25 protein-coding genes and 1 pseudogene are annotated in these 23,072 nt (G+C 56.6%); 1 reads left to right on the forward strand and 25 read right to left on the reverse strand.

The window, feature by feature from the left end:
• Nucleotides 1-146 precede the first annotated feature (146 nt).
• The gene (locus EZJ17_RS01045) at nt 147-1,268 is read left to right on the forward strand and encodes an NADH-dependent flavin oxidoreductase (RefSeq protein ID WP_067440352.1); all 1,122 of its coding nucleotides are present in this window, start codon (nt 147-149) and stop codon (nt 1,266-1,268) included.
• Between the two features lie 88 nt (nt 1,269-1,356).
• On the opposite strand, the gene EZJ17_RS01050 is transcribed toward EZJ17_RS01045, so the two are convergent.
• The 25 genes and pseudogenes from EZJ17_RS01050 to EZJ17_RS01170 all read right to left on the reverse strand — a co-directional run bounded on the left by EZJ17_RS01050 (nt 1,357) and on the right by EZJ17_RS01170 (nt 23,063).
• Nucleotides 1,357-2,187, reverse strand: coding sequence for an ABC transporter ATP-binding protein (locus tag EZJ17_RS01050; protein ID WP_067440353.1), 831 nt, complete (start codon nt 2,185-2,187; stop codon nt 1,357-1,359).
• A gap of 3 nt (nt 2,188-2,190) precedes the next feature.
• Nucleotides 2,191-3,165 (reverse strand): serine hydrolase domain-containing protein, encoded by a 975-nt coding sequence (locus tag EZJ17_RS01055; protein WP_067440357.1) that lies wholly within the window; start codon nt 3,163-3,165, stop codon nt 2,191-2,193.
• Nucleotides 3,166-3,324: 159 nt separating this feature from the next.
• Nucleotides 3,325-4,215: an SDR family oxidoreductase gene (locus tag EZJ17_RS01060; RefSeq protein ID WP_067440359.1), complete on the reverse strand. Its 891-nt coding sequence runs from the start codon at nt 4,213-4,215 to the stop codon at nt 3,325-3,327.
• A gap of 106 nt (nt 4,216-4,321) precedes the next feature.
• The gene (locus EZJ17_RS01065) at nt 4,322-5,839 is read right to left on the reverse strand and encodes an ABC transporter permease/substrate-binding protein (protein ID WP_067444158.1); all 1,518 of its coding nucleotides are present in this window, start codon (nt 5,837-5,839) and stop codon (nt 4,322-4,324) included.
• Nucleotides 5,840-6,036: 197 nt separating this feature from the next.
• On the reverse strand, nt 6,037-6,438 hold the full coding sequence (locus EZJ17_RS01070; protein ID WP_067440366.1) for a hypothetical protein: 402 nt from the start codon (nt 6,436-6,438) through the stop codon (nt 6,037-6,039).
• Nucleotides 6,439-6,721: 283 nt separating this feature from the next.
• A pseudogene (locus tag EZJ17_RS10490) lies at nt 6,722-7,005 on the reverse strand (3-octaprenyl-4-hydroxybenzoate decarboxylase); the annotation flags it as partial.
• Nucleotides 7,006-7,083: 78 nt separating this feature from the next.
• Nucleotides 7,084-8,241 (reverse strand): DUF1176 domain-containing protein, encoded by a 1,158-nt coding sequence (locus tag EZJ17_RS01080; protein WP_067440367.1) that lies wholly within the window; start codon nt 8,239-8,241, stop codon nt 7,084-7,086.
• A gap of 151 nt (nt 8,242-8,392) precedes the next feature.
• Complete coding sequence (gene pth / locus EZJ17_RS01085; protein WP_067440370.1) at nt 8,393-8,965, reverse strand: aminoacyl-tRNA hydrolase; 573 nt, start codon at nt 8,963-8,965, stop codon at nt 8,393-8,395.
• Between the two features lie 133 nt (nt 8,966-9,098).
• Complete coding sequence (locus EZJ17_RS01090) at nt 9,099-9,866, reverse strand: sulfite exporter TauE/SafE family protein (RefSeq protein ID WP_067440373.1); 768 nt, start codon at nt 9,864-9,866, stop codon at nt 9,099-9,101.
• A gap of 489 nt (nt 9,867-10,355) precedes the next feature.
• Complete coding sequence (locus tag EZJ17_RS01095; RefSeq protein WP_151085936.1) at nt 10,356-11,168, reverse strand: DNA adenine methylase; 813 nt, start codon at nt 11,166-11,168, stop codon at nt 10,356-10,358.
• Nucleotides 11,137-11,319, reverse strand: coding sequence for a Com family DNA-binding transcriptional regulator (locus EZJ17_RS01100; protein WP_151085938.1), 183 nt, complete (start codon nt 11,317-11,319; stop codon nt 11,137-11,139). Before EZJ17_RS01100 ends, EZJ17_RS01095 begins: the two co-directional genes overlap by 32 nt.
• A 166-nt stretch (nt 11,320-11,485) precedes the next feature.
• Nucleotides 11,486-11,971: a hypothetical protein gene (locus tag EZJ17_RS01105; protein ID WP_151085941.1), complete on the reverse strand. Its 486-nt coding sequence runs from the start codon at nt 11,969-11,971 to the stop codon at nt 11,486-11,488.
• Nucleotides 11,968-12,603 (reverse strand): DUF4376 domain-containing protein, encoded by a 636-nt coding sequence (locus tag EZJ17_RS01110; protein WP_151085943.1) that lies wholly within the window; start codon nt 12,601-12,603, stop codon nt 11,968-11,970. The genes EZJ17_RS01105 and EZJ17_RS01110 overlap by 4 nt, the downstream gene beginning before the upstream one ends.
• A 13-nt stretch (nt 12,604-12,616) precedes the next feature.
• On the reverse strand, nt 12,617-14,122 hold the full coding sequence (locus tag EZJ17_RS10390; protein WP_151085945.1) for a tail fiber protein: 1,506 nt from the start codon (nt 14,120-14,122) through the stop codon (nt 12,617-12,619).
• Nucleotides 14,123-14,124: 2 nt separating this feature from the next.
• Nucleotides 14,125-14,703, reverse strand: a complete 579-nt coding sequence (locus EZJ17_RS01120; RefSeq protein WP_023887382.1) for a phage tail protein — start codon at nt 14,701-14,703, stop codon at nt 14,125-14,127.
• A gap of 3 nt (nt 14,704-14,706) precedes the next feature.
• Nucleotides 14,707-15,849 (reverse strand): baseplate assembly protein, encoded by a 1,143-nt coding sequence (locus tag EZJ17_RS01125; protein ID WP_151085948.1) that lies wholly within the window; start codon nt 15,847-15,849, stop codon nt 14,707-14,709.
• A gap of 2 nt (nt 15,850-15,851) precedes the next feature.
• Nucleotides 15,852-16,229, reverse strand: coding sequence for a GPW/gp25 family protein (locus EZJ17_RS01130; protein ID WP_067446614.1), 378 nt, complete (start codon nt 16,227-16,229; stop codon nt 15,852-15,854).
• Between the two features lie 128 nt (nt 16,230-16,357).
• Complete coding sequence (locus tag EZJ17_RS01135) at nt 16,358-16,969, reverse strand: phage baseplate assembly protein V (RefSeq protein WP_067446616.1); 612 nt, start codon at nt 16,967-16,969, stop codon at nt 16,358-16,360.
• Nucleotides 16,956-18,098 (reverse strand): phage late control D family protein, encoded by a 1,143-nt coding sequence (locus EZJ17_RS01140; RefSeq protein ID WP_067446617.1) that lies wholly within the window; start codon nt 18,096-18,098, stop codon nt 16,956-16,958. Before EZJ17_RS01140 ends, EZJ17_RS01135 begins: the two co-directional genes overlap by 14 nt.
• The gene (locus tag EZJ17_RS01145; RefSeq protein WP_067446619.1) at nt 18,085-18,333 is read right to left on the reverse strand and encodes a tail protein X; all 249 of its coding nucleotides are present in this window, start codon (nt 18,331-18,333) and stop codon (nt 18,085-18,087) included. The genes EZJ17_RS01140 and EZJ17_RS01145 overlap by 14 nt, the downstream gene beginning before the upstream one ends.
• Nucleotides 18,330-19,229 (reverse strand): phage tail protein, encoded by a 900-nt coding sequence (locus EZJ17_RS01150; protein ID WP_151085950.1) that lies wholly within the window; start codon nt 19,227-19,229, stop codon nt 18,330-18,332. Before EZJ17_RS01150 ends, EZJ17_RS01145 begins: the two co-directional genes overlap by 4 nt.
• Entirely contained in the window at nt 19,210-21,450 is a 2,241-nt protein-coding gene (locus tag EZJ17_RS01155; RefSeq protein ID WP_231881748.1) for a phage tail tape measure protein, read from the reverse strand. Before EZJ17_RS01155 ends, EZJ17_RS01150 begins: the two co-directional genes overlap by 20 nt.
• 496 nt (nt 21,451-21,946) lie before the next feature.
• A complete protein-coding gene (locus EZJ17_RS10920; protein ID WP_064104200.1) occupies nt 21,947-22,066 on the reverse strand; it encodes a GpE family phage tail protein in 120 nt (39 codons plus the stop codon).
• Between the two features lie 52 nt (nt 22,067-22,118).
• Nucleotides 22,119-22,406 (reverse strand): phage tail assembly protein, encoded by a 288-nt coding sequence (locus tag EZJ17_RS01165; RefSeq protein WP_064104199.1) that lies wholly within the window; start codon nt 22,404-22,406, stop codon nt 22,119-22,121.
• Between the two features lie 141 nt (nt 22,407-22,547).
• On the reverse strand, nt 22,548-23,063 hold the full coding sequence (locus tag EZJ17_RS01170; RefSeq protein WP_067446626.1) for a phage major tail tube protein: 516 nt from the start codon (nt 23,061-23,063) through the stop codon (nt 22,548-22,550).
• Nucleotides 23,064-23,072 lie beyond the last annotated feature (9 nt).

A 23,072-nucleotide genomic window follows, 5' to 3' on the forward strand; every position in this document is an offset into this window, starting at 1 on the left:
CGCAGAGTTTTTAGGTAGCCGTTCTGCTTGAAAACCAAGCCAAACCGCCCAACTAGCAAAGTGTTGCTGATGTGGCAACTGTGCGTATACCGAATACACCTGCCGCTTCAGGCTACCTGAAACTCACACCCCGAAAGGAATCCAACATGAACCCCGTCTTCCAGCCCTACACCTTCAACAACGGTGCCACTGTTCCCAACCGCCTCGCCGTCGCCCCCTTGACCCATTTTTCCTCCGATGAAAACGGCCATATTACCGACCAAGAGCGCACGTTTTTGCAAAACCGCTTCAACGGTTTCGGCCTGTTTATCGCCGCCGCCACGTTGGTGCAGGCAAACGGCAAAGCCTTTGAAGGCCAACCCTACGCCATAAATGAGGACGACCTGCCCAGCTTGCGCGAAGTTGCCCAAATCGCCCAAACGCAAGGCGCGAAAGCCATCCTGCAAATCCATCACGGCGGCAAATCCGCCCTCAAAGAACTCTGCGGTGACACCGTCGCCCCGTCCGCCGATGAAGCCACGGGTGCGCGCGAAATGACCACCGCCGAAATCGAGCAGCTCATCGCCGCCTATGCCAATGCCGCCACCCTCGCGGTGCAGGCCGGATTTGACGGTGTGGAAATCCATGGTGCAAACGGCTATCTGCTGCAACAATTCGTGTCCGCCCAAACCAACCGCCGCACCGACGAATGGGGTGGCAGCCTGCACAACCGCCTGCGCTTCCCGCTGGCCGTGGTCGATGCGGTGGCCGCCGCCGTCAAAGCGCACGCCAAACCAGAGTTCATCTTGGGCTACCGTTTCTCGCCCGAAGAGCCTGGTGAACACGGCATTACCATGGCGGAAACTTTCGCACTCGTGGACGCGCTGGTGCAAAAACCGCTGCAATATCTGCACGTTTCGCTGTGGGACTTCTACAAACACGCCCGACGCGGCGCAGACACTAACCGCGCCCGCATGGAACTGCTGCACGAGCGCATTGCTGGCCGCCTGCCCTTAATCGGCGTGGGCAACCTTTACACCGGTAGCGACATCGCCAAAGCGTTTAACACCGGCTGGGCGGAGTTCATCGCGTTGGGAAAAACCGTGCTGATTAACCCCGATTTGGCCGATTTGCTGCGCGAAAACCGCGATACCAACATCCAAACCGACCTTGACCCCGACCGCGCCGACCACTACCGCCTGCCCGACGCGCTGTGGCAACGCTGCCTGACCAACTCGCCGTGGCTGCCGCCGGTGAAAGGGATGGAACGGCAGATTGTGGATATTTGAGTGTTTTAGACGGTCTGAACATGAAAAAGCAGCCTGCACATTAAAGTGCAGGCTGCTTTTTAGGTTTTCAGGTAGCCTCAACCCCGCATCAAAGCAACGCCCGTCTCACCGCCTCCTGCCCTTGTTGGTCCAGCCGCAGGAATTGGTTGATGATGCGTTCGGCATCGGGCGTGTCGGCGGCGGAAAACAACGATTGCACGTAATCGTTTGCAGGCTGCTTTTTGATTTCTTCGGGCGTACCGATTTGTACCAGTTTGCCGTTATGCATTACACCGATACGGCATGCAAGTTTCGCTGCTTCCTGCATATCGTGGGTAACGAAAACGATAGTGGTGCCAAATTTTTGGTGAATCATAGCAATTTGGTCTTGCAGCACGGTGCGCACCAGTGGGTCGAGCGCGGAAAACGGTTCATCCATCAGCAGCACTTGGGGCTTGGCGGCAATGGCGCGCAAAATGCCGATGCGCTGCTGTTCGCCGCCGGAAAGTTCGTGCGGATAGCGGTCGCGGTAGTGTGCAGGGTCAAGTTCCACCAGCTCCAACAATTCATTCACACGCGTTTTGCGTTCTGCTTTCGGCCAGCCCAGTACGTCTGGCATGAGTTCGATGTTTTCCGCCACAGTCATAGTGGGAAAGAGCGCGATTTGCTGTAATACGTAACCAATTTGGTGGCGGAGCTGGCGGATGTCGTAGTCTTTAATCCGTTTGCCGTGCAGATAAACGTTGCCATCGGTCGGTTCAATTAGCGCGTTAATCATGCGCAGGGTGGTAGATTTGCCGCTGCCGGAGCCGCCCACCAGCACGAAGAATTCGCCCTGGTGGATGGTGAGGTTCAGTTCGCTCACGGCGGCATGGCTGTCGTAGTGTTTGCTGACGTTTTTGAATTCAATCAGCAGGGTTAATTCAGGCGGCGGGGTCATTGACTAAACCTTATTGATGGTGCGATAGATGACGGCAAAGGGTCGGTGTTGAATCTGATTAATAGTGCCGGTAATAAAGATATTCTTCGACGGGCAATAAAAGGCAAAACTGCCGCTACTGCCATTATGGCCGATGATTTCCGGAGCCGGAACAAATGGCGATAATATGCGCGGAATTTTGAGTTGCATCATGCCGCTGCCGTATTTCAGCGGTATGAATTGTATGCGGCGAAAGTTCGGATTTGTAAGGTGATTTTTGGAAAATAGTTGGCCTTTCATAAAGGCCTGCAAAAATTGCATCAATTCATGATTGGTCGCAACAATACCGCCTTGCGCCATTTGCGCTGATAGATATCTGAGCCAAAAGGCAGCGTGGGAACCATTATAAATAGGCGTAATATTATTTTCGTTAGCTGTGCAGTAATGCGTGTTTTTAAGACCAAGCGGTTGGCAAATAATTTCTGCCAATAATGCAGGCAAGGTTTTGCCGGTGAGAGTTTGGCAGATTTCGCCCAGTAACAACGCATTGATGTCGGCATAGTAAGCACGACTGCCCGGTTTACCCTTCGGCGGCAATGCAGCCACCAACCGCAGCGACTCCACAACGCTCACTGCGCGATCCTGATGCAATATTTCCTTAAATAATACGGTGCCGTTCGGCAATTTATCCAATTCATGGTTGGCAAAACCGGAAGTCTGATCAATCAGGTGTCGCACAGTGACTTCTTTGGCATTGGGTAAACAGCCGACTTTATCCGCCGGCAGCAAATCAACAAGCCGTGATGTGTAGGCAAGCAGCCGTTTATCTATCATCGCAAAGGTCATCGCATGGGTATAGAGCTTCGAGATGCTGGCAATGGCAAAAGGGGAATCGCAGGTCATCCCGCCCTTTGATAGTTCCGCAAGTTTTTGTTCGCCGCGACAGGCCAGCACGGTCGCTTGGTGAATTTTCTTGTTGCTGAGAATGGTGTTATCCATAAGAACCTCTTTAATTATGTGGCCGCAGCCAAAACGTATTTGCTGATATTTTTGAAAGTTATCAGTTGTAACTGCCTAACGTGGTTAAAAATAGCAAATAGACTCACTATTGAGTTTGGCGTGATAATTGACCATGGAAACGTAAAGCGTATCTCTTTTTCAAGAATCTCTGCTTTCGTCATTTGTATTTCCCTTGATAAATATGCTTTTAACCACTTCGGCAAAACGGCGTGGTGCGCGGCCCAATAGTTGCGGCAGGTCGTCTGAAACAGTGGCGAGTTCGCCGCCTGCGATCGCGGTGTAGGTGGATACCCAGGCTTCGATTTGCCAGGCGGGCGTGTCGGGGTAGTCACGTTCGCGGCTGGCGAAGGCTTCTGCAAGGGTTTGGTTGTGGTAGCGGTGCGGTTTGCCGGTGATGTCGCTGAGAATGGCGGCGATGTCAGCGAAGGTCAGCGCTTCGCTGCCAGTAAGGGTGTAGCTGCGGTTGTGGTGGCGGTCGTCACCGGAGACGATGGCGGCGAGGATGTTGGCCGCCGCTTGCGCCACATCCTGCTGCGAGACGCAGGCAACACGGCCATCGCCCGCAGGTCCGGCGATGATGCCGTCGGCATTGGCAAACGTCGCCATCGCTTCGCTGTAAAAGTTGTCGCGCAGGAAGGTGTAGCGCATGGCGGTTTGCTGGATGGCAGCTTCGGTCGCGGCGTGGGTGCGCGCCAGGGTGAAGGTGCTGCTGGCGCTGGCACCGGCGAAGGATAGATACACCAAATGCTGTACGCCCGCCGCCGCTGCCGCGCGCACCAAGGTCAGGTGTTCCTGCTCGCGCGTCGGGCTTTCGGCAGCGGACACCATAAAGAGCACATCCACGCCGCTTAACGCCTGCCGGGCCAGTTCGAAATCGCCGTAGGCAAAGGGGCGCGCTTCGCAAGCGGGCAAATCGGGCACTTTGGTGGGGTTGCGCAGCGGCAGAATCAGCGGCAAACCGCGTGCGCTGAGGTGGCGGGCGACCATGCCGCCGATGTGGCCGCTGGCGCCGGTGATGGCGAGGTTCATGTTGTTTTCCTTATGCGTTTTAAAAGGGATAGCTTTGCCGTTTGCAGGGTTTCTGGCAAGCCATGTGCAGGCTGCTTTTTGGGTCTCAGGTAGCCTGCTGCTTATTTCACTTCGCCAACAACCCATTTTTCTCCAAATAATCCCGAGCCACGTTTTCCGCGCTTTCGCCTTGCACTTTCACGCGGTAGTTCATCTCGCTCATTTCTTCTTCGCTGATTTTGCCGGCCAATCGGTTCAGCACAGCCACGATTTGCGGATTCTTCGCAGCAAATTCGGCTTTCATCAGCGGTGCGCCCTGATAGGCCGGAAACAGAGAAATATCGTCTTTCAGCAGGCGCAATTGATATTGTTTCAATTCTGCATCGGTGGAAAAGGCTTCGACTAGGTCGATTTTGTCATTCAACAATGCCGTATAGCGTAAGGCTGGTTCCAAGCTAACAATATGTTTTAGCGTGATACCGGCTGCCTGCATGCCTTTGTAGCCGTCCGCCCGGTCGGTAAACTCCAGTGAGAAACCTGCTCGGATATCGGGCGCTACCTGCTTTAAGTCGCTGATGGCATTCAGTTGGTGCGCCGCGCCGTAGCTTTCTTTGACCGCCAACGCGTAAGTGTTCTGATAAGACATCGGTGGTAGAAACTCCAGCTGATATTGTTCCGCCAACAATTGTTTGCCCAGTCGATAGGTTTTATCGGGCGACAGGCGGCGGCTCTTTTGTTCGGGCGGCACTTGCACCAAGGTTTCCAGCACTGTGCCGGTGAATTCGGGGTAAATGTCGATTTCGCCGCTGTTCAGCGCGTTGAACAGGAAGGTGGTTTTGCCGAAATTGGGTTTGACTGTAACTCTGATATTCGGATTTTCACGTTCAATTAATAATTTATACATGTTAATCAGAATATCCGGCTCGCTACCCATTTTGCCGGCAACTACCACGTTTTTTGTGGCAGGCGTAAATGAAATCTGCGACAGACCGAGTGCGCCGAAGCCCACAGCCAATGCAAGAATAATCGGCAACTTGCGTCGCGATTTCTGCAACAGCCTGATAATTCCGCTTACGCCGACAGCCAGTAACGCGGAGAGCAATGCGCCGGTAAACGTCATCGTCATGTTGTTGCGGTCGATGCCGAGCAAAATCAGGTTACCCAAGCCGCCTGCGCCGATTAACGCCGCCAGTGTTGCCGTGCCGACAATCAGCACTGCCGCCGTGCGGATGCCAGAAATCATGGCAGGCAACGCCATCGGTAGCTCAATCCGCCACAATGATTGCCAGCGCGATAGCCCGAATGCGGTGTACGCATCTTGAATCGATTGGTCGATTTGGGTCAGCCCCAAATAGGTATTTTGAAAAATCGGCAACAGCGCGTATAACGTGAGCGCAATCAAGACGGGCGGTGATCCAATGCCGACAAACGGAATCAGCAAACCTAGCAGTGCCAAAGACGGGATGGTTTGCAATATATTGGTGAACTGCAATACCGCCTCCGCCGCCCGCCGCCTGCGCGCAAACAACACGGCGGCGGACACGGCAATTACCACTGCCGCGAGCAAAGCCAGTCCGGAAAGCCATAAATGCGTAAGCAGCATTTGCCAGAGTTCGGCGGGGGAGAAGGGGAGGGATGTGGGCATGGGGTTTGGCCGTGTTGATGGTTAGTGGGTTGAATGGTATAGGGGTTTTTGGCGTGTGGCAAGGAATGGCGGTGTGAAGGCGGAGGTGGGAAAAGCAGCCTGCACTTTGAATTTACCAAGTGCAGGCTGCTTTTTCATATTTTCAGGTAGCCTTTGTAAGACGGTTGAAGCTCTATCTATGCGTTTTTCTATGCCTGCTATTCAAACATCCCCAGCACCTCTCCCAACAGCTCAACGCGCCATGTTTCGTTGGCAGGATTGTCCAACGCGGTAGTGAGGGCGGCATATGCTTTGTCTGCACGCGTGCCTTCTATTTTTGCAATTTTGTCGAGAATACCCACTGCTTCATGCGCCATTTCGAAATTGCCGTCAATCAGCCAGCAAATAGCTTTCTCAAACAAAGGCTTCGCCGGATAGTTTGCCAATGCATAAATCAGCGTACCGCGAACTTTGGCATATTCCGTGCTGTCTAGTGCGGCCAAAATCAACGGGTAGATTTCACGATTGCGTTGTTCGGCAAGGTCTAAAATCAGTGGGATTTTGTTCCGCAGCGGGGTTTGTGGATTTTTGATTTGTTCAATCAATTCGTTATTGTTCATTTTATTTCCCAAGCCGAGCCATCAGCATGGCAAAGGCTACCTGAAAAGTCCCCAAATGCCCGGCAAGATTCAGTTTCTTACAACCCCAATTCTCCCCAAATCTCATCAATCTTAGCCATAACCGCAGGGTCTTTTTTGATTACCCGTCCCCATTCGCGGTCGGTTTCTCCCGGCCATTTGTTGGTCGCGTCCAAGCCCATTTTGCCGCCGAGTCCGCTGACAGGGCTGGCGAAGTCGAGATAGTCGATGGGGGCATTTTCACCACATTCGATGCCATGCTCTAAATGTCTTTCAACAGTGGCAGTTTGGAAAACGCGTCTTTGATGCCCTTGGGCGGCTCGGGTTCTTTCAGATACGCCAGTATCTTCCCGATTTCGCGCAACTTGGACACGCTGTCCGCACCCATGCCCGTCGCCACGCGTTTGGGTGTGCGTCGGGCTTAATCGAGTTTTCAAACAGCAACACCAACCTTTCGGCGCGCAGCACGCGGTCGGCGATTTCAGCCATTTCCAAATGCAGGGAAACGGGATGGGCGAAATGCTTGAGTTTGCTCTACTGCTCAAGCATGAAGATAAAGTCGTGTAGGTTATCTCATTTAAAGGCTACCTGAAAATGATATATAGCTTTGGGATGATTGAGGAGAGTTCAGTCGGCATATTCTTTCAGCCACTCCCTAATCCACTCCGCTCTTTTTTCGGCTGCAGGCGTGCCGGTGGGCAGGGAGATGAAGGTGGGCATTGTCCACGCACCGCCGGCAAATCCACGGCACATTTGATCGGTGGCGGAATAAGTCAGGCTAAATTTTCTGCCGTTCCAAATCCAGTTTTCATGCCCCCAACAATCGCCGAAACCGCGTTCTTTCCAGTTGTTGGATATGATGCCGTCATATCTATAACTTTCGTTAATTTTATTGCCAAGTATTGATTCGATTCGTGAGAAATCCCTGTTGGTTACTGTAACAAATTGGGTTACACCGTTCGAAGCCGTATGCATACAGTCGGCTCGTATCAGTATATGGCCGCCACTCAAGCGGTAGGCTTCGATTTTTGGGGTCTCCTCTGGTGAATCAACAAACTCGCAGAATTTTGCCTGCGGCAAACGACGCAGTTTTTGCACCAATGCACGGTATCGCGGGGTATGGCGTTTTAATACGCGCACCATCGGCATAGACGGGCTATTACTATTTGCCAGCGCACTATTTGGCTGAATGCGTGGCATTTCCGGTACAGCTGCGGCATGGATTATCGGTAAGGGTTGCGGCTGCAACACGGGGCGGCGGCTGTGGCCGGGGTTGATGAGAGCAGAGGGAGTGCCGTTGCGGCGTTGGAACGCATCCATGCGGCGCAAAATGGCAGTGGCACCATTGGCCGACAGCCGCCATACCGTGCCGTTTGTTGTGTGTAGGCTGATGGCAGTTCGGCGTTTTAAGGCTGCCAACAGAGCTTGCGTTTGCGAGGCAGGTAATTTGGTTACACCTTCACCCTGATCAGTGAATACAACTCGGCCAACTGTGTGGTTGTCGATACGTAACTCAGTTACGGTTTGCTGCCGAGCCAAATTATCTTGATAACTAATTTGCAGATGGCTAGACACGACAGCCCGCTCGCCGGCGGCGCGTTGCAGCAGCAGGGAAACCGGCAGCCCGTGAGAGTCTTCTTCGTTGGCATAGCCTGCGGCACGGCACGTGCCAGTGTTGTCGCAGGCCAGCTCCCAATCGCCCTGCGTGGTGTAGAAACCTTGAATAGGCGCAGCGGCCAGCTTACTGCCGAGCAACAGTAGCAACCATAGTGAATGACGCAACATTGTAATCTCCTTAGGGGGGGGATGGCCGAGATGAGGGATGGGGGGTGCAAAGGTTAAGGCTACCTGAAAAGATTGGTTTGGTCGGGTGGATTGGTTTGCGTACTGCGCTAATTTTTCAGGTAGCCTTTATTCGTTCAGGTATACTGCGCCGCTATTTGCTATGCAGCATTCGTTGGACGGCTTCGATTTTACCGATGAGGATGTCGGGCAGGGCGTGGATGGATTTGATGATGGCTTGGTTGATGAGGTCTCGGTCTTCGGAGCGGGGTTTTTTCAGCACATAATTCACTACTTCGTTGCGATCGCCGGGGTGGCCGATGCCTAGGCGCAGGCGGTAGAAGTCGGGTGTGCCGAGGCGAGCTTGGATGTCTTTGAGGCCATTGTGGCCGCCGTTACCGCCGCCGAGCTTGAATTTGATGCGGCCGGGCTCGAGGTCGAGTTCGTCGTGGATTACGAGGATTTCTTGGGGTTTGATTTTATAAAAGGCGGCGAGTGCCTGTACGGATTGGCCGGAGAGGTTCATATAGGTTTGCGGTTTGAGCAGGCGGATTTCGCCTTCACTCTGCGTACTGCGGGCATGGCTGCCGAAGAATTTTTTATCGTCTTGCCAGCGGGCCTGCCATTTGCGGGCGAGTTCGTCCAGCAGCCAGAAGCCGGCGTTGTGGCGGGTGTCTTCGTATTCGGTGCCAGGGTTGCCGAGGCCGACGATGAGTTTGATGGGCATGGGGTTTCCTTATTGGATTTCAGGCATAGCGGATTAACTTCACTTTCGCTACTGCATTGGTTCGTCTTGCCGTACTTCCGTACTGTCTGCGACTTGTTGTCTTGTAGGGGAAAATAATTGTTTCAGCTATCTCTTAGGCTGACCACAGCTGGCGGGCGAAGTTGCCGATTAAGAGACACAGCAGCGCCATAAAACCATAACGTAGCCAGCGGCTGCCGCCGAGCACCGCCAGCCGTGCGCCGCAGAAGCCGCCGCTTAGGTTGGCCGCCGCCAGCGGCAACGCCCAGTGCCACAGCACATGTTGGCTGGGGATGAAAAAGCTCAGTGCGGCCAGATTGGTCATCAGGTTGATTACCTTGGCGCAGGCGGTGGCGGTGAGGAAATCGTAGGCAAAAAAGCGCACGAACACGAAGGCCAGCAGGCTGCCCGTGCCCGGGCCGAACAGGCCGTCATAAAAGCCGATGGCCGCGCCAAACGCCGTGCCCAGCAGCATTTCGCCCCGCGTGAGCGCGCGGGTGCGCTCGGTTTGCCCCAAATCTTTGCGGAAGAAGGTGTACACAAACATCGCCACCATAATGACCAACATGGCCGGTTTCATGTATTGCACCGGCACATAGGCCACTAGCTTCGCACCAGCAAACGATGCGGCAAAGGCCAGCACGCCGGCGGGCAGCAGCATTTTCCATGGCAGCCTCAGGCGGCGGGCAAACTGGCCGGCGGCGGTGAAGGTGCCGGCGAACGAAGCGGCCTTGTTGGTGCCCAGTACAGTGGGCACGGGCGTGGCGGGTGGCAGTACGCCGAACAGCGCGGGCAGCTGCAACAGCCCGCCGCCGCCAACGGCCGCATCCATCAGCCCGGCCAAAAAGCCGGTGATGAGCAGCAGGATAAAGGGAAGTTCCATGGGTTTCTCCGTTGATGATGGGGCAGGGCGGCGTTGCGACGCTGCCGTTTGGTTTGAATTTTCGAAATAAGCATTCTCAGGTAGTTTTTATATTTGCGCTCTATTTATTCTTGCGCTTTATGCCCGCGCGGGCACTTCCTTTCTTTGCTTCGCCAAAGAAAGGAAGCAAAGAAAGGCGACTGCGAGCACAGATTTGGCTTCGCCAAACTTCCCTCACTGCACACGGTTTTTCGGGCGCAAAGAGAAATTGGATTAGCTGCAACTTGCGGCTGCGCCGCTTCGAACATGCAAGCCCTTTCCCCCCGAAAAACCGCGCTCCGTTCAGTTGTGCCAGCAGACGGGAAGCCAGCCCGCCAATTAGATTGTGATTATTTATTGAAGCCGCGCGCGATAAATATCCCCACTCCGGCGCGATAAATCAGTCCTGATATTATTGCACCCTGTGCAACAACGTTACAAATCCCACCTTACTTGGTGGGATTTTTTACATCAAGCTGACTTCGCCTGCTCCGTGGTGATGGGGTAGTTGGCAATCAACAGCTCGTCAGCCTCGGTAGTAATCTCCTTATTGATGCTGTAGCGCAGGCTGACCTCTTTAAACTGGAAGCCGGTGAAAATCTCCCTAATGGGAGGTACGTCGTTAATCGACAGCAGGAAGCGCCCTTTGATGTGGCGTAGCTGCTCGGCCAGCCGTTCGAAGTCAGCCTTAGCAAAGATGCCTTTGCCGTACATCGTCTCACAGTCCCAATACGGCGGGTCGATGTAAAAGAAGGTGCCGGGTTTGTCGTAGCGGGCGATGAAGTCATCGTAGTTGAGCCGCTCCAGCATCACACCCTGCAGGCGGCGGTGGCTGTGTTGCAGCTCCTCGGCCAACCGGTCGGCGCGGAATTTGGGCGGGCGGGTGCTGGTGGCAGCGCAGCAGAACTCGGCTACCTTACCGCCGAAACCCATGCGGTGCAGATAGAGGAAGCGCACCGCACGCTGGATGTCGGTCAGGGTGGAGGGATTGCAATGCTGCAGCCGGCAATACTCATCGCGGCTGGGCAACAGGTATTCGGCCTGCCGCAGCAGCTCGGGCAGGTGGTTTTGAACACACCTATATAGGTTGATGACATCGGCGTTGATGTCGTTGATGGCCTCCACTTTGGATGGCGGCTTTTTGAACAGCACCCATGCCGCACCGCCGAACACTTCGGCGTAGCAGGTATGGTCTGACGGGATTAGCGGAATGATGGTACCGACCAGGCGGTATTTGCCGCCCAGCCAGCCCCTAAGCGGACTGACGGGATTGATGTTGCCCATGATGCTTGTTCCTTGAAGTTTGGCGCTCACAGGCACTCCGGGTTGTTAAAGAACCAAATTGGTTGACCGATTTGCAGCGCGGGCATTTGATTTCCAGCTCACCCTCGCCTTTGGCCAACAGCTTATTGCAGTTTTTGCAACGATATTGCATTTTTGCAGCTCCCACATTACCGGTATGTTAGAATCCGCCCGCCTCTAGAGGTGGCGGCCTTGGGTCATGCAGGTCTAGTCTGCGTGGCTGGCGCGGTTTGGTGGGCAAACACCGGCCGCGCCGCCGTCCTACTTATTGCGTATACCCGCCCCTGTGGCGGGTATTTTTATGCCTCCCCCTTATATAGTGTGGGCACAATGGCGGCGAGGTCGTTAGGCGACCAGCGCCAGCTTTCAGGCAGCCTCAACGCGGTGGCGCACCACTCGGAGCAGAACCAGCGGCGGCGGTTTTGCGGCAGTCCGAAGGCGATACCCAATGCGCCCATCAGGTCGTAGCCCTGCCCCTCGGTGGCCGTCCATACCCGCTGCAGCTGCTCGTGTGCCTCCGGGGTAGAGGGCAGCGGGATCAAATCCCATTTGGCCGCCGGCAGCGGCATCACTTTGCAGCGCACGCCTTTATCGCGGATGGAGGCGGAGTAACAGGTATAAACTGATGCCTGCGGATGCGCGCGCACCACAATCTCGGCATGGCTATACTGGCCGCGGGTGAGTTTGCGCGTGAACCAGTCGGTAAACCGCGCCGGCCACACGCGCCAGCCGGAGCCGTCCCGACGACCTTTGTATAGAGCGAGATAGATTTGTTGCCGGTTCATTTTTCAGCCTCCTCAAGTTCGGCGGCGGCCTGTTCGTAGTTGGCTGTCCAGCCGTCTGAATAATCGTATTCCAGCGGGTTTTCGGCTTTGAGCATGGCGGCTCTATGGCGTTCGGCATTGGCAAAATCCGCCTGCTCATCCACTACCATCTGCGTAGTCATTTCATCCAGCAGTTCGCGGGTCATGAGGACAAAATCGTTTTCCATCGTTTTCCACTTCAGATTCGGCGGTAGCGTTTTCATGGTGCGCAGCAGGATGTATTGGGTTCGGCTCTCATCGTTGGTGTAAAACCACTTGCCCACGCTTTTGACAAACACCCCGTGCCGCAGGTTGTCGTAGCGCTTGGCCTTGATGCGCTCCCACATTTCATCCTGCTGCTCGGCTTTGAGCCGGGCGGCGCACTCGGGGTCGATGTGCCATTGCTCGCCGTCCCAAGTGCTGGATGGGCAAGGCGGCTGCTCGGCTAGCACGGGCTTGCCGTCTTTGCCCGGCATAATCACTTGCCCGGCGGACTGGCCGGATAGCAGTGCCGCGTGCTGCTCGGGGCTGATGGCTACCGCATCTTCAGGTAGCCTGCTGTGGATGGTGCTGTCATAAAAACCGCCGCTGGATTGTGAGTAATACAGTGTCATGAGTTATCTCCCGTTATTTGCCGATGGCACGCCATAAAAAGCCCTGGAAATCATTGGCTGCCGCACCTTGAGCCCATGTGTTAAGCATGGCGCTAAAGCCGGTGGCCGTTATCTCTCCCGCGCCGATGGTTAAGTCCGTGCCCACCGAGCCCGACCGGCCGCTGCTTTTGGCAGTGATTTGCACGTTGTAGCACGCATTCGGGAAGGCGATTGGGAACGTTACCTTAACCGGCCCCTCGCCTTGCCAGCTCATCAACACCTCGCCCCATTGGTCGATGAGGTCGTTGGGCAGTTTGGTGTAGCCGTTGGTGCTGGCTTGGTGCTGCATGGCAGCGGCCATCTGCTGCTTAACCGTTTCGTCCAAGTCGCTGATTTCGGCGGCGCGGTGGGTGTGCCCTTTATCGGATTTATTTTGCAACTGCGCGGCCAGCGTGGAAGCGTCCAGCGTGCCGGCATTGCTGACTGTGCCGTAGGCTTTGACCCACATCACCACATCATCTAGGCTGTCTTTAGCCTTGATGCACAGCACCATGCCGATGTATTTCGGCGTGTTGTCCTGGTAATAGGGCTTGGGCGTGTATTGGTCGGTGTAGGCGTGGTCGTAAGTGATGGGGACAGCGTGTTTTTGGTGGTATTTGCCGCTGCCGGCCTGTACATGCTCCTGCCCAAACATATCCGTGCCGTTGTTTTTTCCCTCGCCGCCGCCCAGTTGTCCGTAGATGACAAACATCGGGTCGCCGGCTTTGATTTGGTTGGGGTAATACTTATCCACCGGCAGGCGTTTGAGCAGCAGGTCGTCGTTGCCGTAGGCCACAAGCCCCAAAACATGATGATGGTCGCCTACCGTCCACGGGTATTGCTGGCCGATTTGTCCACTGCTGCCCACGTTGCGCACAAAGTAATCATCTACCGGCTTGACGTTGGCAATGCTGCCGTACTGTGCCACCAGCTTGCGGTAGAGTTCGGGATAGGCGGACTGGGTAACCCTGGCGGCAATCTCGTCGTACTTAATCCAGCCGTCCGGGATGTCGCCAAACGGGAAATAGGCGGTCATGCCGATGTCGGAGCGCGTGAGGTTGGGCAGTTTGTTGCCACCCAATACACGGTGCAGGTCGGGATAGGTGGCCTGGGCAAAGGTGCTGCCGTCGGCTTTCAGGTAGCCCTCGGGGTTGGTAACGGCGCGCGGAAAGCCGATTACTGCGCCAATGGGCAGACCTTTGCCGGCGGACTCAACAGCCTTGTCATAAGCCGCCTTCACCGCCTTCGGCGTGGCCGCCTGCTCTTCGCTGTTGCTGTCAGTGGCAGACGAGAGCTGTACGATGCCGGCCTTAGTAGTGCTGGCCGCACCCGGTTTGTACTCTTCCTGCTTCTTCTTCAAATACTGCGTCCGCGCGGCCAGTTCCTTGGCCTGCCGGTTGGCAATGCCGTTCGGCCCGCCCAATACCGGGTCGGTGGTTTCCAGCTGGTAGATACCTTCCGTCCATTGCGGGTTGTCCAGTTCTTCCGTGATATTCGCCATTTTTAAGCTGCTCCAAAGTTAAAGTTGCCGTCGTAGGCCGCCCGCCCGTTGTAACGCAGGGGGACGGCCTGATAATCCAAGGCTGCCAACAGGCAGCGTGCCGGTGCGAAGGCGGCCAGCGTTTTGCGCAACAGCGCGGCCTGGTCGTTGGTAATCACGCTGTTCATGATGATGCGGTAGTGCGCCCAGTAGCTGCCGGCACCGTAAACATGGCTGCCGTTGTAGTTGATGCTGCCGTCGTAGGTTTGGCCAGTGAGCCCTTCAATAATCCGCACCTCACCAAACCCGAGCCGCCGCACAATCTCGCGGATGGCCCACGGCGTGCCTTTGTAGCGGTGCAGCTCGTACGCACCTTTAATCAGCTTGCGCCGCGCATCGTCGGATTCGGCCAGCCAGTAGCCGTCGGCACCCAGGATGCTGCGGCTTTCAGCCAACAGCGGCAGGTGTTCGGGGGCGACCAAATCGACTAGGCGCGGCATCAGCTGCGGCAGCTCGGCCAAATCCAAACGCAGTCCCAATTCGGCCAGGGCGCGGGCGCGTTGGTCGCGTTCGATGATGGCGGCGTAGGAAAGTTTGGCCATCGTCTAGCCCTCCGCCGTTTGTGCGGCAATGCGGATGGTGGCACGGGTGCAGCGCGCCCACTGGTCGGGCTTGACCACGGTCAGCGGCAGGTTATGCAGCACCACGTTATAAACACCGGCCACTTTCAGCGCACTCATGATGTCCAGCGGCACGATGTCCAAGCCGAGCCGGCTGCGGCGGGCGGCTTCATACACTGCCCATGCCTGTTCGGCCGCCGCTTTGGCGGTGCGGGCATCGGTGCCGGTAAACAGGGTCAGCTCGGCGTCCAGCGTGTAATCGACGGCGGTCGGGGCTTTGACCACCACCGTATCGCACAGCGGGCGGCGTTTCTCGGCCGATAAGGCAGCCTGAATCTTGCCAATCAGCTCGGCATTTGGCAGGCCGTCTTTGGCCAGCACGGTTACCGCCACCCGCCCGCCTATAGGCTGGCCGCCGCCGTCGGTATCGTTGGCCACGTGCACGTCCACCACCGCCGGGCTGGCCTGCCGCGCCCAATATTGGTAGGCACCCACCGGCCCGGCTACGCTAAAGCTCTCCGGTGCCAGCAACACGCGCTCGCGGTAGGCTTCGTCGTCTTCAATTTCCACCCCGCCGGCAGAAACGGTGGTGTTGCTGACGGCCACATCAATCGTCGGATGCAGCCGCTCGGCCAGACTGTTGATTTGGCCGACCGACCAACCGTTGCCCACGCTGCCGCTTTCCGTACATTCCGCCGCCACTTCGGCACTGCTTTGGGCAGCAGTCAGCAGGGCGGCCTCGGTGGTAACAAAGCTGGTCTGCCCGGCATTAACCCGCGTGCCTTTGGGTACGGCGATTTGTTCCAAACCACTCAATACCGCAGTAAAGCGTAGGGTGGTCAGGGCGGGCTGCGCCTGCAGGCGCGGGGTAGACACGTCATCACCGCACAAGTCCAGCATCAGGCCGGTGGCAAAGCGCGGGTGCTGCTGGCGGTAGGCTTCGTTCACCTGCTGGCGCAGCAGGTGCTCGCGGTAGGCAAAGGTGTTGATCAGCAGCCTTTCGATATGGGCGGGCTGCAACACTTTGCCCGCCCGCTGCTCGTAGTCGGCGATGGTGGCGGCCAGGGTTTGTGCCAAGTCGTCATCGACAATCTTGACTTCTTCGCGTTTCAGTTTGCTCAAATCCATTTTCAGGTAGCCTCAAGCACAATGTCGGTGCGGTAGATTTCGCCCGCCACTTCATCCGCCACGCGCCAATGTACGGTCATGGTGATATGCGGGGCGTGGCCGTCAAACGTGACCTGCTCGACCAGTGCCCGCTTTTCCCATGTTTGGATGGCGAGGATGACCTCGCGCACGGTGTTGGGGATAAATTCGTCTTCCGGGTAGTCGATGTAGTCGAACCAATTGCTGCCGAAATCCGGCCGCAGCACGTCGCTGCCCTTGCGGGTGGCGAGGATGTTTTCGATGCACTGGTTGATGTCGTCGAGGTCTTGCACGATGTCCTGCCCGCTCGCGAGAGGGGCGGGCTGCCAGTGGCGGCTGCGCGGGGTGGTCTGGGTAGTCATGGGCTTATTCTGCCTGCGCGGTGGCGGCGGGTCTTTTAAACGGGTTTAAAAAACAATCCCCGTATCGGGCGGGATACGGGGATTGTGCTGCGGGACTTGTCCGCAGTCTTGTAAAACGTTTTCAAAAATCAGCCGGCCTGCATGCTGCCGGTGGTGCCGCCGGAGTCGCCGGGGTGGACGTGGCCGGAGAGTGGGATACCGTTGAGGATGATTTCGCCGTTGACGCGCACAGTGCCTTCGATGCTGGCGGTATCGCCCCCGCCGCCGTTGGAGGCGGTCAGGCCGGCGGTGTAGGTCAGCATGCCCTTGACTGTGGTGTTGCCGGTAATCTCGGTTTCCGGCGACTGGATTTCCACTTTCGAAGCGGCCTTAACCACCACCTTGCCCGGGGTGTCGACGGTTACCTGTCCGTCGGCTCTGTTGTGGCTGATGACGGTGCCGTTGGCAAATTTCTTCAGCCACATATTGGCATCGGCGGCGGGTGTGCCGTCCTGCTCGTTATAAATCACACCGAGGCATACGCCGCCTTCGCCGCGCGCGTCCAGCAGGCAGACAGCCAAGGCACCGGGGTCGGGTAAGGCGTAGAACTGGTTACCGCCCGCGCCCAGGCTGACCACCGGCAGCCAGTCGGTTTGGATATCGTCCAAGGTCGGCACGGTTACGCGCACCGCGTGTTTGGCCGCGTCCACCGCCGCTACGGTGCCGAACTGCAGGGTGGCGGTAAAGTCATGGGTTCGCATTTTTGGCTGCCTGTTTTTTGGGTTGGGTTGCGGCGGTTGCCTGTGGTGGCTCATCCGGCACGTATTCGACCATTTTTACCTCCAAATCGCTGGTAAAGCCGCCGCCACGGCGGATTTCGTGCCGCGCCTGTTTCACAAGATACTTGCCCGAAAACTTCCCAAACCCCTTGAGCTGTACTACCTGCCCGGCCACCAGCTTGGCGTTGCCCACCATAGAAAAATTGCCGGCCACTTGGCTTTGCTGCGCATTGGCCAGCGCGGCATCGGCACGGGCATTGACCTGCGCCTGGCTCTCGCCGCGATTGGCCACGATTTTGAGCGTGTCACCGCTGCTGGCGCGCTTGCCGCCCGGGCGCAGCGCCTTGCTGCGGCGGCGGGTGCGGCGCGTGGTCTTGCGTTTGGCATCGTAGCCGCTCACCACCGCTTCCTGCGGTACGCCCTTAATCAGGTCGCGCAGCCTGAAGTTTTTGATGTCCTCCGGCAGCAACACCGCCACCGGCTTTTGTTCCGCCAGCGCGTCGTTGGCCTGAAAAACCAACTGCCTGCCGACAATCTTGAAAGTATGGCCGTACTCTTTGGCCAAACGGGTCAGAAATTCCACGTCGCGCTCCTGATACTGGGTCACGCGCTCGATCGGGATGTGCCGGATGGTGCCGGTTACCTTCAACCGCAACCGCCGGGCAATGCGGCGCACGATGTCGGCCAGCGTGGTGTGCTCGTAGGCACGGCCGCGCTGGGTGCGGTTGGATTTGGTGATGCCGGTGGACAGCGCTTTCAGGGTAATCACGGACGGCGGGTGCTGGTACTCAATCTCGGCCAGCTCCATGCTGCCCAGCTTGAGCATGCCGTTAATCTGGTCGCCGATTTCCAGGCTGATTTTGTCGCCCTGCTCGGGATACCACTTTTGCCGCCAGCGGCCGTCCACGTCTTCCAGCTCCACCTGTACTTCGTCCGATTGTCCTTCCAAGTAATCGGTGTAGCTCACCGATAACAAATAGGGCTGGATATCGCTGGTAATGTCCTTCTGCTCGTATTTGATGATGACCTTGGGCAGGGTCACCGGATGGCTGGCCGTGCTGTTCAGGCTACCTGAAAGCAAGGCACCCAGATGGAGGTTAGGCATCTGCATCGTCGTCTCCGTTATTGCCGCGCAACCACGGCGGCATGTCGGCTTGGGTTTGGGGTTTGGCCGGGATAACCGGTACAAACACGGTCAGGTTGGCCGTAAACTGCTCGGCGGCCGGCAGGTGCGGATTGGCGGCAATCAGGCGGGCGATTTCCAAGGGGTTGCCGTAATAGCGCCAGGCAATCAAATCCCAGCGGTCGCCATCGCGCGTCAGATGTCTTAATACCGATTCGCTCATTTCGTCCCGTCCTTTCTGCCGGCCAGCCACGCGGTCAGGCTTTGCGCCCCGCGTGCGCCGTTGTTCAGGCTGTCGGCGGCCGAGGCGATGGCGGCCGCACCGCCTTCCAGCCAGCCGCCCACCGTGCCGCTTTGCGCACCGTTGCGCAGCGCGGCCAAGCCGCCGGAGAGTTCGCGCGCCGCCTGACCGCCGTAGGCCAACATTTCGGCCGCACCGGACAGGTTGCCGATGTATTTGCCGACTTCAGGCAGCTTGTTCAATTTACCCAGCGCCGTGCCGCCGAGATTGACCGCATCGCCCACCACGCCGAGCAAAGCGAGCGGGTCGTGTTTCAGCTCGCGGGCATGGGCAATCAGGGTTTGCAGCTGGCCGACTTCCTGCTCGACACTGCGGTAAATCCGCACGCCGGTCTGCACCGCATCGGCCACTTTGGACAAAGGGGCACGCACCGACTCGGGCAACATGGCAAGCAGCGGGTTTTGGCCGTTGGCCACGCCCGGGGTCGGCAGCGGGTTGTTCGGGTCGCCGACAAACTGGGTCAGGCTCACATCCAGCTCGCGCGCGGCGGTGCGCCCCCGGCCGTCCTGCAGCAGGGTGCGGGCGGTCAGTGATTCAATCACAAACCAGCCGACAAATCTGCCGCTCCCGAAAACCAGCGACACCGCCTGCTGTGCCTCCTTGGCCGCAATCAAGCCCTTGTAGGCCGCGTCCACATCGCCCAGCTTCCAATGCAGCTTGATGCCGAACCGTATCTGCGTCAGCTCGTTGCCCATCGCCTGCAGGCGCGGCCGCCCGGCCAACACCTCGTGCTTGGCGTAGCTGGCGCCGTGGGTCTCTTCAAGGTCGGTAAAGCTGCCCAATAATTCAAAGCGCACGTCACCCAGCATTGCGTACATAAGACCTCCTGTCCCAATCTTCCATCATGCGCCTAAACGTCTGCTCGAACTCGCGATAACCCATCTGCATGGCCGCCTGAATCTGCCCCGCATCGCCGCCGGGTGCATTGATGGTCGGGCTGAAATGTACCGTGATGCCGCCTGCCGCAGCCGTGCCCTGCCGTGCGGCAGAGAGTTCGGCGCTGTTGGCGGCCATTGAGGCAGCCAAGGATGAGGTGTTGTCGCTGAAACGCTGTTGCAAACCGCGCGAAACCGAGCCGATAGCGGCCAACGGGCGCGGGGCGGCTTGGTTGATACCGATTTGCAGGCCTTCCATCATCCAGCCGCCAAAACGGCGGAACACGCGGCTTGGCGATCTGATCTGGTTACTTTGGGCAAAGGCATTTTTAAACCACGCCGCCTTCTCGGCAAACCATGCCTTAACCGCTTCGAATTTGGCGATTAACCCATTCCATAACCCTTGAATGATGTTGCTGCCGAACTCGGTAAACTTAGCCGGCAGTTCGATACCGAACCAGCTCATGACCGCCGAAAAAGCCTGATAGAAAAGCCCAAGTGGAGACCAATTGATGATGGTGGCGGAAATATTGCCGATACCACTGTTGAAAAAGCCGACGATTTGCTGCCACAGGCTGCTAAAGAAATTGGACAAATCCGTCCACAGTAGCTTCGCTCCTCCAACAATATCGTTCCAGCGGGTGTACAACATATAAGCAGCTACCGCCATCAAACCCAACGCGATACCAATAGGGGTAGTCAGTAGGAATCGACCTAGTGCCATAAATGCCTGGCCAACCATCGGCAGGAAGCGGATTAAGCCCGTACCTAGATTGATAATGAGGCGAAAAGCCGCCGAACCGATACTACCCAGCAGCCTGAACGCAGTCCCACCCACGGCACGCACCAAGCGGAACGAACCACCAAGCAGGCGCATGGTTGCGCGTGCCTGCCGGGCAGAGAACCCCAGCGTGCGCAAGGCCATTACCCCGCGTCCCATGCGGAACAACATCATTGCACTCTTTAAGCGCATCAAGCCGCCGATAAAGCTAAACAAATGACCGGCGGTTCCCCAAAATGCCGTTCCCAGCAGATTCAGACCAAAGCGTGCTAATAGTGAGCCTGCTTTAAATCCAACCAGCAGCGCAACTACTTTGTAGATGTTTTGGATTAGCTCGGGATGTGCTTGTGAATAGCGGATCAGGTTATCGATAAGAGGCTTTACTTCGGCCAGCAATTCGTTAATCTTGGGCAGCACCACAGAGCCAATCGTGATACCCAAATGCATCAGCTGGTTCTTGAAGGTCTGCCATTGCGCGGCCGTAGTCGACATGCGGCTCTGGAACTCTTTATCCATGCTGCCGAGGTAATTGGCTTGGCCATTTTTCCCCGTTTCCTGCAGCTGGCGGATGGAGCGCTCATAGGTGTCGACACTACCGGCCAGCACAGCGATATCGTCGGCGTATTCGCGGCCGAATAAGTCCACCAAGGCGCTCATCTGCTGCTCTTTCGGCAGGGCATTAATACGTTTGATGAAATTAACCAGCGCCTGTTCACCGTTTTCAGCGATTTCGCGTTTCAATTGCGCCGCCGACATCCCCATCGACTTCAGGGTATTTTGGAAGCGGCTGCCCTGTTTGTCGGCCGTCATCAACCTAACCAGCATGCCGTTGATGGCGGTACCCGCCACTTCAGGGCGTTTGCCCAGGCTGATAAAGGCATTAGACAGTGAGGCAGCCTGCTGCTCGGTCAGGCCGAATTGTTTGGCCACCCCGCCGATACGCCCCAAAGTGTTGACGATATCCGAGGCTTTGGCCGGGCTGGAGTTGGAAAGATGGTTAATGGCATCACCCAGCCGGTCGATTTGGGCAATCGGGATTTGATACACGTTGGCCAGCTTGGCCATGCTGTCGCCCGCCTCGTCAGCCGACATATCGAAGGCCACGCTCATTTTGGCCACGGTCTCGGTAAACGCAGCAAGGTCTTGACGGGCAACCCCCAACTGGCCGCCTGAAGCGGCAATTGCTGCCAGCTCTTTACCAGCCATTGGGATACGGTGGGTCAGCTGCAGAATATCCTGCTGCATTTCCTTGAATTGTTGTGGGGTGTCGAAATCCACCACTTTGCGGACATCGGCCATCGACGATTCAAAATCCATCGCCATCTTAATCGGAACCAAGGGGATACCGGCAGCAGCCACCGCACCCATAACCTCCGTTTTCATTTGCTCCCTGCTGTTTCGGAGGTTCGTCAATTGCGCTTCAATCGCATTTTGGCGCAAACGGTTACGATTGAGCCGGGTAATACTTCTCCCCAAACCATCATACTGCCGTTGTAACCGTGCCAGCTCCGTACGACCAACCCCAGTAGACTGACGAATGGAGTCACCAAGTCGAAGCTGTTCATTGCGTAGAATTTGTACGCTGTGCCGTACCCCATTCACCCCGCCAACTAAAGAACGCAAAGCAGAAACAGTACCCCCGATTGAGGCACCTACCTTGACCAGTATTGATAATTCTGCTGCCATGATTTACTATCCGAAGTATATTGAAGTGAAAGGGGAAGATGATGTTGATGATTGCTGTGTTGCTAGGCTGGCTATGTTTAGCCTGCATTACGATTGGCATCGTATTCGGCTGCCTGTACGGCATAGTTGAAACTTTATGGATGGTAGGTTGGCTGCCGCGTAGTTGGTGGCATACCAAACGCAGCAACCTCTCTTAAAGACCTTTCCGATAGCCCGCCTTAATTTGGCGGGCTGCTTCTTTCTGGTAGCCCTCGAATTCTTCCAAGGTCAAACCGTCAATCGCACTTGGCGGCCAACCAAACCACCACGCCATATCGGCACAGGCTTCGCGCAACGCACGGATGTTTTCCTCGCGCGACCTTTTTTCAGACGGCTTCTTCCTGTCCGAAGCGAAAAGTGGCCTGCAACTTATTCAAGTCTTCAATATCCAACTCGTCCAAATCTTCCGGCACTAGCCCGGTAATGCGTGACAAAATAGCCAGACCCTGTGCCGTCTCGCCCTCGATGTGCAATACCGCGCGCAGATCGCCCACCTTGGCACGGCGCACCGTAATCTGTTCCAATGTCTGGCCGGTGGCTAGTCGCACTGGGTATTTCAGTTTGATGGTAGTGGTTATGCCTAAGTCTTCCTGCAGCTGTTTTGCATCACTCATTTTTTGCAATCCTTTTTCAAATTGGCCGGGCGGCGCGGCCTGATAAAACCGCCGGTGGTAAATAAAAATCCCTACATCGGATTTGATGTAGGGATTGTCGCTTGCGGGCGCTTTAAAGGTCTTTTAAACGGCTTTAAAAAACTATGCCCCGATATTGCGCCGGTAGGTCTCTTCCACGTCCACGCTGTCTACGCGGTATTCGTTGCGCAGGGCGTTGTAGTACAGCACTTCGCGCCCGTCCAACACTTGGCGGATTTCGGTGGTCTGGTAGGTGCTGGAGAACTCCGCCTTTTCTTTCGGTTTGTAGCCGCCCAACGCATTCTTGCTGAAGGTGGCGGTTACCATCGTTACCAGCGGCACTTCCTTCACGCGGCCGGTGGTATCGTAGGTTTCCACGTTGGCACGCACCATCAGCTGCACCGCTTTGTAGGGGTTGGCGGCTTTGCGCGCCACTTCGGGGAAAAAGCTGTTCCAGGTAATCTCGCCCTCGAGTGCGGCCACGCCCATCGGCAGCTTGACCGTGCCTTTCAGCCCCAGTCCTTTGTACTCGTCCTGCTCAAACTCAAACTCCGGCAGTTTGAACTCGCTGGCCTTGCCCAACAGGTCGTTGCCGTCGATGTAGACGTTGGCGTTGTAAATCACTTTGATATCGGACATCTTTCATTC

The organism is Eikenella exigua (assembly GCF_008805035.1).
In the GTDB taxonomy this organism is placed as follows: Bacteria; Pseudomonadota; Gammaproteobacteria; order Burkholderiales; family Neisseriaceae; genus Eikenella; species Eikenella exigua.